Annotated in this window: 10 protein-coding genes; 4 read left to right on the top strand and 6 right to left on the bottom strand. The window is 50.9% G+C overall.

Features of this window, described 5'->3' with window-relative positions; genetic code table 11:
- Window positions 1–226 precede the first annotated feature (226 nt).
- Window positions 227–598, bottom strand: coding sequence for a response regulator (locus HZ297_RS11725; protein WP_178863951.1), 372 nt, complete (start codon window positions 596–598; stop codon window positions 227–229).
- Window positions 599–800: 202 nt separating this feature from the next.
- Here HZ297_RS11725 and HZ297_RS11720 point away from each other — a divergent pair, with 202 nt between their 5' ends.
- Window positions 801–2,705, top strand: coding sequence for a SurA N-terminal domain-containing protein (locus HZ297_RS11720; RefSeq protein WP_178863949.1), 1,905 nt, complete (start codon window positions 801–803; stop codon window positions 2,703–2,705).
- Between the two features lie 480 nt (window positions 2,706–3,185).
- Here HZ297_RS11720 and HZ297_RS11715 read toward each other — a convergent pair whose 3' ends face one another.
- Genes HZ297_RS11715 through HZ297_RS11700 form a run of 4 tightly spaced genes read right to left on the bottom strand, consistent with a single transcriptional unit; the run spans window position 3,186 to window position 5,960 of the window.
- Complete coding sequence (locus tag HZ297_RS11715; protein ID WP_178863947.1) at window positions 3,186–3,458, bottom strand: cupin domain-containing protein; 273 nt, start codon at window positions 3,456–3,458, stop codon at window positions 3,186–3,188.
- Between the two features lie 32 nt (window positions 3,459–3,490).
- Window positions 3,491–4,159 carry a high frequency lysogenization protein HflD gene (gene hflD / locus HZ297_RS11710; RefSeq protein ID WP_178863945.1) on the bottom strand — a complete coding sequence of 223 codons (669 nt, stop codon included), beginning with the start codon at window positions 4,157–4,159 and terminating at the stop codon, window positions 3,491–3,493.
- Between the two features lie 52 nt (window positions 4,160–4,211).
- Complete coding sequence (mnmA, locus tag HZ297_RS11705; RefSeq protein ID WP_178863943.1) at window positions 4,212–5,363, bottom strand: tRNA 2-thiouridine(34) synthase MnmA; 1,152 nt, start codon at window positions 5,361–5,363, stop codon at window positions 4,212–4,214.
- Between the two features lie 42 nt (window positions 5,364–5,405).
- Window positions 5,406–5,960, bottom strand: coding sequence for a pseudouridine synthase (locus HZ297_RS11700; RefSeq protein ID WP_178863941.1), 555 nt, complete (start codon window positions 5,958–5,960; stop codon window positions 5,406–5,408).
- Between the two features lie 162 nt (window positions 5,961–6,122).
- Between HZ297_RS11700 and HZ297_RS11695 the strand changes: the two genes are divergently transcribed.
- The 3 genes from HZ297_RS11695 to HZ297_RS11685 all read left to right on the top strand — a co-directional run bounded on the left by HZ297_RS11695 (window position 6,123) and on the right by HZ297_RS11685 (window position 10,406).
- A complete protein-coding gene (locus tag HZ297_RS11695) occupies window positions 6,123–8,348 on the top strand; it encodes an NADP-dependent isocitrate dehydrogenase (protein WP_178863939.1) in 2,226 nt (741 codons plus the stop codon).
- 89 nt (window positions 8,349–8,437) lie between these two features.
- Window positions 8,438–9,790: a GGDEF domain-containing response regulator gene (locus tag HZ297_RS11690; RefSeq protein ID WP_178863937.1), complete on the top strand. Its 1,353-nt coding sequence runs from the start codon at window positions 8,438–8,440 to the stop codon at window positions 9,788–9,790.
- A gap of 175 nt (window positions 9,791–9,965) precedes the next feature.
- On the top strand, window positions 9,966–10,406 hold the full coding sequence (locus HZ297_RS11685) for a host attachment protein (RefSeq protein ID WP_178863936.1): 441 nt from the start codon (window positions 9,966–9,968) through the stop codon (window positions 10,404–10,406).
- A gap of 66 nt (window positions 10,407–10,472) precedes the next feature.
- Here HZ297_RS11685 and HZ297_RS11680 read toward each other — a convergent pair.
- Window positions 10,473–10,564: IS3 family transposase (locus HZ297_RS11680; protein WP_178863934.1), on the bottom strand; the 92-nt coding region annotated here is incomplete at its 5' end.

Here is a 10,564-nt window from a genome sequence, read left to right as displayed (position 1 = left end):
GTGTTGAGAGAGCGGTAGAATTTTCGCCCTGAAGATAGCGCTTTGCTATGGTGACTTTTGTATTGCGACTGTATTTGGACATGAAAAACCCCCAAAGTTGGTGTCCAACATTTGGGGGTCACTTCACTTGTTTCCGGTTTTTTTATGGCTGCTGTTTGCGCAAGATACCCGGCCTGTTGAGTTTTTTGAGGCCGGATTTGGCGGAACAAGCGCGCTGCGGTTGGTGTTAATCGGCAGGCGGTGTCAGCACCTTTTCAATGGCTTTCAGGAGTTTTTCCGGGTTAAAGGGTTTGCTGATCCATCCGGTCGCACCGAGCTGTTTGCACTGCTGCTTTATCAATTCATCCGTTTCGGCGCTCATCAACAGTACCGGGAGATGCCGGTATTGAGGATGGGCGCGAATGGCGGTCAGCAGTTGCAAGCCGTCCATATTGGGCATATTGATATCGGAAATCACCAGGTCGAACGGATGCGATTCCAAGGCGTGCAACGCCACGCAGCCGTCGTTGGCAAGCTTCAACAGGTAATGTTTTCCCAACACCAGCGCAATCAACGCACGCATGGATTGATCGTCATCGACATAGAGCAAATTTTTCACTTTGTCTCCGAGTGAAAAGGGCAGTCAGCCTAGTTTAAACCCTTTCGCATTTAAACTTAACGGTTTGTCCGTTTTTCCGCCGGGACAGCAAGATTAAATTTTCGTGTAATTTACCCTAAATAGGATGAAACCCTAGGGTTAGCTTGGTATCATAAACGCTATTTTCGGTTGATTTATCTAAGTTTGGATTAAAGGAAAAAGCATGTTACAAGCGATTCGAAATCATGCGCAAGGCTGGATTGCCTGGGTGATTGTCGGTTTGATTATTTTGACGTTTGCATTATTTGGTATCGACCAGTATGCCCGCGGCGACAAGGTTGAAGTGGTTGCGACCGTAAACGGTGAAAATGTCACGGCGCGTGAATTTATGACGCTTTACAACCGTCAGAAACAACGCTTGCAACAGCAGTTTGGCGATATGTACGAGCAGGTCGTGAAGGACGAGGAGCTGCGCGATCAGGTTTTGCAGGCGCTGATCGAATCCGAGGCGATTCGTCAATGGTCAACGCAGAACCACATGTTGATCAGCGATCAGCAATTGGCAGCGACGATCCATGGTGCCGAGGTGTTCCAGCAGGATGGCAAGTTTTCTCAAAAAGTCTATGAAGATGTGTTGCTGCGCAACGGCTTGAATGTGGCGCGTTTTGAGTATGAGCAACGTCAGTATCTGCTTGAAAACCAGTATCGCGCTTTAACGCAGGCCTCCTCATTTGCAACGCAATCTGAGGTTGAGCAGTTGGCTAAATTGCAGGGGCAGCAGCGCGACGTCAATTACCTGCGTGTCGACCATCGTCCGTTTTTGAAGACGGTTGAAGTCGGCGATGAAGACGTGGCTGATTACTACAATAAAAATAAAGCGGCGTTCGTAGAACCGGAAAAGGTTGTGGTGCAATACGTCGAGCTGTCGCAGGAAGCGTTGGCCAAGAACATCGCCATTAATGATGATGCATTGCTGGCGTATTACAATGACAACCAGGCGCTGTATACCGTTCCCGAAAAGCGTCATGCCAAGCATATTCTGATTGATGTGAAGGCGGGCGATGACGCAAGTGATGCTGCCGCCAAAAAGACCATTGCGGAAATTCAGGAAAAGCTCAAAAACGGCGAGTCTTTTGAAGCCTTGGCCAAAACCTATTCGCAGGATCCGGGCTCGGCCAACAGCGGCGGGGATCTGGGCAGTTTTGAGCAAGGCATGATGGTGCCGGAATTCGACAAGGCGGTGTTCTCGATGCAGGTCGGCCAGGTCAGCGAACCGGTTAAAACCGATTTCGGTTACCATCTGATTAAATTGGAAGCCATTGAAGCCAGACAGACTCAGCCTTTTGCCGAAGTCAAAGAGCAGGTGACCCACCAGTATCAGATGCAGCAGGCAGAAAAGCAGTATTTTGATCTGTTGGAAAAGGTCAACACCCTGGCTTATGAGCAGTCGGATACGCTGCAACCTGCGGCCGAAGCGGCGGGTGTGCAACTGAGCACATCCGAACCGTTTGGGCGTGATGGCGGCAAGGAAACGTTTTTTAGCAATCCTAAAGTCATTAATGCCGTGTTCAGCGATGAGGTGCTCAAATCTCGCCTTAACAGTGCGTCGATTGATTTGGGCAATAACCATGCGGTTGTGGTGCGTGTGAAGGATTATTTTGAAGCGCGCCAGAAAACTCAGGACGAAGTGGCCAGCGTGATTAAAGAGCGTCTGGTGCGTGAGGCCGCGCTTGCCGAATCGGCCAAATTGGCCAAAACGCTGCTAGCCAAGGTTGAAGCCGGCGAGAATCCGGAATCTCTGATGGGTAATGGTGTTGAATGGCATACCGTTGGCTGGATTGACCGCAATAATCAACGCATGTTGCCGCAAATGACGCAGCAGGCATTTAAAGCGGCCAAACCGGCCGAGGGTAAAACCAGCTGGCGTTCGCATCAGCTCACAACGGGCGATACCGTATTGATTCAGGTCAAAGGGATCAAAGACGGTGAGATCACTGCTGCACAGAAAACTCAGTTGGCCGGGGCGATGGGCGAGATGATGGCATCCATTGAGGTGGAGGCGCGCTTGCAGGCGATCATTTCTCATGCTGATATCGTCAAGAAAGCGAACTATAAAACGCTTAAATAAAGGCTAGGAGTCGGCTTGCGATTTTTTGATGCGATAAAAATCAGCAGGCCGGGTGGCTCAACAACCGTACCCATAAAAAAACCGGCCAATGCCGGTTTTTTTATGTCTGAATTCTAAGCAAAATTATCTGGGTATGTAAATTTTGTGATTGTTTTGTCCACAATTTATATTTTTCTCAAGTAGTGAAAAGCATCCAAAATAGGAATTGTGAATACCTTGAGATGCCCCTTTTCTTTGCTTGCCCAAAGAAAAGAGGCGAAAAGAAAGGGCACCCCTACTCGTCTCGTGAAGCCAGACTAAGCCTCAGGCTCTGGCGATTTCGAACTCGCAACCAAAGGTTGCTCAGACAGCTCATCGCCTTCAGAGCCTTTCGCCAAGTCTGGCTAACACTCAACTCAAAGGGGCCGAACTTACCCGTCCTCAAGAATATTTATTGGGTGTAAAGTCTATTTATAACAATCACAAAATTTACATACCCAATTATCTGAACTGATAGTGTTTGCGAATCGGCTGGGTAATCTGCCAACGGCATTCCAATCCTTCGGGGAAAGTGACCAGGTCGCCGGCTTTGATTGTTACGGGTTCGCCATTTGTAGGCGTTACCGTCACTTCGCCTGCCAAAATATAACAGGTCTCTTCGCTGTCATAAAACCACGGGAAGGAGGAGATCTCCTTTTCCCAAAAGGGCCAGTTATCGACATCCAGTTGCGCGAGTGTTTCCGCAGAGGGATTTGGGTCTAGAATAATCTGCATGGGTCTTCCTTGTTTGGGGTAAGCACAAAGTTTTAGTCTTGTGAGTCCGAAAAATGGGAATGGGGTGTTTGTTCACGCAGCAGCGATTGCGCGGCGCGCAAGTATTTCTTGCGTGACCAGATCAACCCCCAGCGAGAACCGCCCACCTGGCGCCATAAGGTCGATGCGCGGATGCCGGCCAGCAGCAGGGCGCGGATTTTATTGGCAATTGCCGGGTTTTGTAGATGGCCGTGCTTGCCGTTGACCATGACGCGTGGATGCACGTCACTGACGTTTTCGGTATAGGTGCGCGCCAGCGAGGCAATGACGTTCTCGTGCAACTCGCCAAAATGCTGCTGTTGCGCTTTGGAGGTTTCGAGCATCGAGAAAATGCGGTTCATTTTGTCGCCCAGTTGACTGAGCTTTTTTTCAAGAATAATCATGCTGAGCACATAACGCGTGACTTCGACATTGCGGTTTTGCACCGCCATGTCCGAACTCATCTGCGCCAGCAGGGTGCGCACGCCAACCTGAATATTGTCCGCCTGGCCGCCAAAGACCGCCAGCGTGTTTTCCGGTTGGTCGCAAAACAGCGAGTTGAGCGTCGCTTTAAAAGCGGTTTCATCGGTTTTTCCGGTAGTGGCGAGGTCGTAAACCATCTGTGCCGCCTGATAGATGCCGATTAAACCGATAGCGCGATCCTGATCTGAATAATGAGCCATAATTTTCCTGTCGTCTGTGGTCTTCTAACGTATTTAGTTAAGCAGATTTTATTCAGTGGGCTGCCAGCGCCTGTCTGGCCTGTTCAAGGGAGTGGTGGCGCTGTTCGATAATGCCGCCGCCCAAACACTCTTCGTCATCATAGAAGACGATCGATTGTCCAGGGGCCACGGCGGTTTGCGGTTCATCAAACATGACAATCAAATGTCGGCCGACAGCGTCAACGATTTTGCAGGGCTGCTCTGCTTGCCGATAACGGATTTTGGCTTTCAAGGGGGCATTCATGTTCGGCGCATGGCCGGCAACCCAGTCCAGCGTGCCGGCCACCACCACGGCATGCTGTAGCAACGGATGATCCTTGCCTTGCACCGCAATGAGCTGGTTGGTCTGCAGATTTTTATCGGCCGCAAACCATGGCGCGTTATCTTTATTGCCATGGCCGCCGCCAATCCCAAGCCCTTTGCGTTGGCCGATGGTATGGTACATCAGGCCATCATGACGGCCGATGACGTTGCCTTGGTCGTCGATGATGTCGCCGGGCTGTGCGGGAAGGTAACGCTGTAAAAAGTCTTTAAACTTGCGCTCGCCGATAAAACAGATGCCGGTGCTGTCTTTTTTGTCATGCGTGATCAGTTCGGCTTCCTCGGCCAATTGGCGCACGTAAGGTTTTTCCAGCTCGCCAATCGGGAACATGGCGTGGCGCAGCTGATGTTGCTGTAAGGTGTAGAGAAAGTAACTCTGGTCCTTGTTGTTGTCCAACCCCTTGAGCAGGTGGCAAGTGCCGTCGTGATCGCGCGAAATGCGGGCGTAATGGCCGGTGGCGATGAAGTCTGCGCCCAGCGTCAAGGCGTGATCCAGAAAGGCTTTGAACTTGACTTCCTTGTTGCACAGGATGTCTGGGTTGGGCGTGCGCCCGGCCTGATACTCTGCCAGAAAGTGCTCGAAGACGCGGTTCCAGTATTCGCTGGAAAAGTTCTCGATATGCAATGGGATGTCGAGTTTTTCACAGATGGCGATAACGTCTTTGAGGTCTTCGGCAGCGGGGCAGTAATCTTCAGTATCGTCGCCTTCCCAGTTCTTCATAAACAACCCTTCCACATCATAACCCTGCTGCTTCAGCAGCAGGGCGGTTACGGAAGAGTCGACGCCACCGGAGAGGCCAACAATCACTTTGGTTTCGGAATGAGGTTTGTTTGATGTATTCATGCGGCTATTTTAACAAAAGCGGGCTTCATGCCAGTGAAATCTTTAAAGATCGATCAGTTGGCTTTCGCCGGGTTTAAGCTGACCGAGTTTAAAATCGCCGATACGGGTGCGTATCAGGCGCAGAGTCGGATAACCCACTGCGGCGGTCATACGCCGGACTTGGCGGTTGCGCCCTTCGGTGATGGTCAGTTCAAACCAGCTGGTGGGGATGTTTTTGCGCTCACGGATGGGGGGATTGCGCTCCCAAATCCATTGCGGTGCATTGACCTTGCGTACCTTGGCGGGCAGCGTCATGCCGTCGTTCAACAATACGCCTTGTTGCAGTTGCTGCAAGGCCTCGCGGTTGACTTCGCCCTCCACCTGCACCAGATAGGTCTTGGGCTGCTTGTGTTTGGGATCGCTGATGCGGTGCTGCAGTTTGCCGTCGTCGGTGAGTAGCAACAGTCCTTCGGAATCGCGATCCAGGCGGCCCGCGGCGTAAAATCCGGGTTGTTGGATGTAATCGGCCAGTGTTTCACGTTGACCTTTGTATTGCGGTTCGTCGGTGAATTGGCAAAGAACATTGAAGGGTTTATTAAACAGCAGTATCTGACTCATAACGGGCGAATGGTTTGCAGGGTTGGAAATTTTACCCACTTGGCGTGACTTGAAACTGCAATTCAGGCGGCAGTCGGTTAGAATATGGCGTTATTCTACCATTTTTATTTGAATCCAGTTCTGGCGTACTCAGTGTCCGGACTCAGCAAAGCGGGAATTTCCATGACTGAAAGCTCTAAAATCATTTATACCCTGACGGATGAAGCCCCGGCGTTGGCGACCTATTCGCTTTTGCCTATTGTACAGGCGTTTACCCAAGTGGCCGGCGTGCAGGTCGAAACCCGAGACATCTCGTTGGCCGGGCGCATTATCGCCAACTTTCCAGAGGTTTTGAATGAAGAGCAACGCTTGGGCGATGCATTGAGCGAGCTGGGACAAATGGCGTTGACGCCGGAGGCCAATATCATCAAGCTGCCGAATATCAGCGCGTCAATTCCACAGCTGGTGGCAGCGATTAAAGAGTTGCAGGCACACGGTTATGCATTGCCAGACTATCCGGCCGACCCGCAAACCGATGAAGAAAAGTCCATTAAAGCGCGTTATGCCAAAGTATTGGGCAGTGCGGTGAATCCGGTATTGCGTGAAGGTAACTCCGACCGCCGCGCGCCGCTTTCAGTGAAAAATTATGCTAAGCAGAATCCGCACTCTATGGGGGCTTGGTCGGCCGATTCCAAATCCTATGTCGCACACATGACCGAAGGGGATTTTTATGGTTCCGAAAAATCGGTGACGCTGGCTGCAGACAATCAGTTCAAAATCGAATTCGTCGGGAGCGATGGTCAGGTTGAAGAGTTAAAAGGCTACGCGCCATTGAAAGCGGGTGAAATCATTGACGCCTCGGTGATGAGTCAGAAAGCCTTGAGAGCGTTTTTGAGAAAAGCGATCAGCGAAGCCAAGGAGCAGGGCGTGCTGTTCTCGCTCCATCTGAAAGCGACGATGATGAAAGTGTCCGATCCGATTATTTTCGGCCAGGCGGTCGAGGTGTTCTTCAAAGACGTGTTCGACAAACACGCCGAAACGTTCAAGCAGTTGGGTGTGAATGCCAATAATGGTCTGGGGGATCTGTTTGCCAAAATCGCCACTTTGCCGGCGGACAAAAAAGCCGAAATCGAAGCGGATATCGAAGCGGTCATGGCGCAACAGCCCGATTTGGCGATGGTCGATTCCGACAAAGGCATTACCAATCTGCATGTCCCCAGTGACGTGATTGTCGACGCTTCCATGCCGGCGATGATTCGTTCTTCCGGGCAGATGTGGAACAAAGCGGGCAAACAGCAGGATACCATGGCCGTGATTCCGGACCGTTGCTATGCCGGCGTTTATGAGGAAACCATCCGTTTCTGCAAACATTACGGTGCGTTTGATCCGAGAACCATGGGAACGGTGCCTAACGTCGGTTTGATGGCGCAAAAGGCTGAGGAATACGGCTCGCACGACAAGACCTTCCAAGTGCAATCTAACGGAACGGTCAAGGTTGTGGATGCCAATGGCAACACCTTGTTGGAGCAGGCGGTTGAAGCGGGTGATATTTTCCGCATGTGTCAAACCAAGGATGAGCCAATTCGTGATTGGGTCAAGCTGGCGGTGAATCGTGCCCGTTTGAGCGGCATGCCGGCGGTTTTCTGGCTGGATACGCAGCGTGCGCATGACCACCAATTGATTGAAAAGGTGAATCACTATCTGCTGGATCACGATCTGACCGGTTTGGAAATTCATATCATGTCGCCGGAAGAAGCCACGCGCTTCACGCTGCGCCATATTAAAGAAGGCAAAGATGTTATTTCGGTGACAGGAAACGTATTGCGCGATTATCTGACCGACCTGTTCCCGATTCTGGAACTGGGGACCTCTGCGAAGATGCTGTCGATTGTGCCTTTGATGAACGGCGGCGGCCTGTTTGAAACGGGTGCGGGCGGCTCCGCACCGAAGCATGTGCAGCAGTTCCTGGCGGAAAACTATTTGCGTTGGGATTCACTGGGTGAGTTCCTGGCGTTGGCGGTCTCCCTGGAGCATCTGGCGCAAAACTTTGACAACCCAAGAGCGCAGGTTTTGGCGGACACACTGGATCAGGCAAATGGCCTGTTCCTGCAAAACGATAAATCGCCGTCACGCAAGTTGGGTGGTATCGACAACCGCGGCAGTCATTTCTATCTGGCGATGTACTGGGCGCAGGCGCTGGCGGCACAGGATAAGGACGCCGAGCTTAAAGCCCGTTTTGCGCCGATTGCCAAGGCCTTGACGGAAAATGAGGCGAAGATCGTTGAAGAATTGATTGCGGTACAGGGCAAGCCGGTGGAGATTGGTGGTTATTACCAGCCTGATCCGCAGCTGGCCGCGCAGGCGATGCGCCCCAGCGCCACCTTCAATGCGATTTTGCATTCCATTTAAGGGTTGAATGATTGCACTTAAGTTAGCCAAAGGGGTTCGCCGCTTTGGCTTTTTTGTTTGTAGCGGACCTATTTATCTGAAACGTGTTTATGAATATTTTGATTATTGATCCTTCCGCCAGTTATCGCGGCGTAGTCAAGCAGTTGCTCAGCGGCAACGACGTCACCCTCACCGATGCGGTGAACGGCAAGGAGGCGCTGCAAATTCTGGCCGACATGACGCCGAGCGCCATCAGTATTGCTCATGAACTGGGGGATATGAACAGCTTCGAGCTTCTGGCGCGGCTCAAGCAGTTTTCGCATTTGGAAGGCACACCGAAGTTTCTGATCACCTCAAACATGGCCAAGGAGTTCAAGCGCAAGGCTTATGATGCCGGGTTCACCGAAATCTTTTTGAAGAGCGATTTTCAGAACTTAAAACGCGCCATGAAGAGTTTGTTGTTTTATGCGACCGTGCGTATCAGCGCCAAGGTGTTGTATGTCGAAGATACACAAAGCACGGCGGATTACACCAAGTATCTGATGGAAAATGCCGGATGGCAGGTGACCCATGTAAAAAGCGGTGAAGAGGCGATCAATCTGCTGGAAAGCCAGTCGTTTGACCTGATGGTGACCGACCTGATTCTGGAAGGCAAGATCAGCGGTATCGGCCTGATACACTTGATTCGCCAGGGCCGCGATTCGATCCGTAATATGCCGATCTTGGCGGTATCCGGTTGGAATGACCTGTTGCGTCAGGTCTATGTGCTGAAACACGGTGCCGGCGATTTCATCGCCAAACCGTTCCATGAAACCGACTTTCTGGCACGCGCCATTAATCTGGTGCTTAATAAAAAGCAGTTGGACGAACATATCGCCTCGCAAAAGGCATTGCATCTTAAGGTCTATCTGGATCCCGTTTCGGGATTGAACAACCGTCTGTTCATGGATGAGTTCGGTGAACGCTTTATCCGCCAGGCGATTGTAAACAACCAATCGATTACCTTGTGTCTGCTGGATATTGATCATTTTAAAATGATTAACGATAACCATGGCCATGCGTTGGGTGATGAAGTTCTGCGGCAAGTCGGGGAGTTGGTGCGCGAGTATCTGCATCCCAACGACGTTGCGGTGCGTTACGGCGGGGATGAGGTGTTAATTCTGATGCAGGATTGTAACCGCTTGCAGGCCGAGGAAAAACTCGAAAAACTGCGGCGTCGTGTTAATCTGCTGCATCCGCAAGGTGTTGAGGTGTCTGTGACGATGGGTGCGGCGACCATCGAAAAAACGGCAGGCTGTCATCTGATGGAACTGCTGGAAAAAGGCGATCTGCAGTGCGAAGCGGGCCAGTCGGCAGACTTGCAAAGCCTGTTTGAAGTGGCGGATCAATCGCTGTATATCGCTAAAAACGCCGGCAGAAATGGCATCTGCATCAACAAAATGCCTCCTGTGACAACGGCTTGATATAACGCAAGTTTAAGCCAGATATCGTTGCCGTAAAAAGTTCTTGAGGCGTAAGGGGCTATCATTTTTCAATGACATGGGCGTACAATGAATTTTCATCCGGAGTTGTGAATTTGTCTGTTTAGTTTTGATAAAGCACAATCCCAGTCAACCGATGTCAGATGAGGTGAGAGTAATGAAACCAGCATGGATTCTAGTAGCAGACAGTAGCCGAGCACGTATTTTTACAGCTGAAAACTCAGTTGCAGACTTGATTGAAATTGAGACCTTGAGTCATCCTCAAGCGCGATTGCATGAGCAAGAGTTGGATTCCGACTTGCCAGGGAAAGGGCGCGGTAATTTTGGCGGTGGCGGACACATCTATGACGACGAAACGACCCCCAAAGAGCAGGAGGAGATCAATTTTGCCAAAACGGTCGCTTCCCATCTGTGCGACGAACTCAATCAGAATAAATATGACCGTCTGTTTGTGATCGCCGCGCCCTCCTTTTTGGGGGATTTGCGTAGTGCCTTCGGTTCGCGCGTTTCCAAACAGGTGGTGTTTACCTTGGACAAAAATGTGACCGGTTTGTCGCCCAAAGAGATTCGTGGCTATCTGCCGCACTCGTTAGCCTGATTGCCATTTAGCCAAGCAACAAAAAACCGCTTAAATGAAGTGACCCCAAAAACTTGGACATTTTAGTTAAGCGGTACCCAAGGCCTGATTTCGATACTCTATCGGACTCAGGCCTTTGAGTTTCTGCTTGATGCGTTTGTGATTATAGTACTCAATAT

This window comes from Thiomicrorhabdus cannonii (genome assembly GCF_013391695.1).
Classification (GTDB): Bacteria; Pseudomonadota; Gammaproteobacteria; order Thiomicrospirales; family Thiomicrospiraceae; genus Thiomicrorhabdus; species Thiomicrorhabdus cannonii.
The sequence above is the reverse complement of the archived record's forward strand: the minus strand, read 5'-3'. Positions and strand labels throughout refer to the sequence as shown.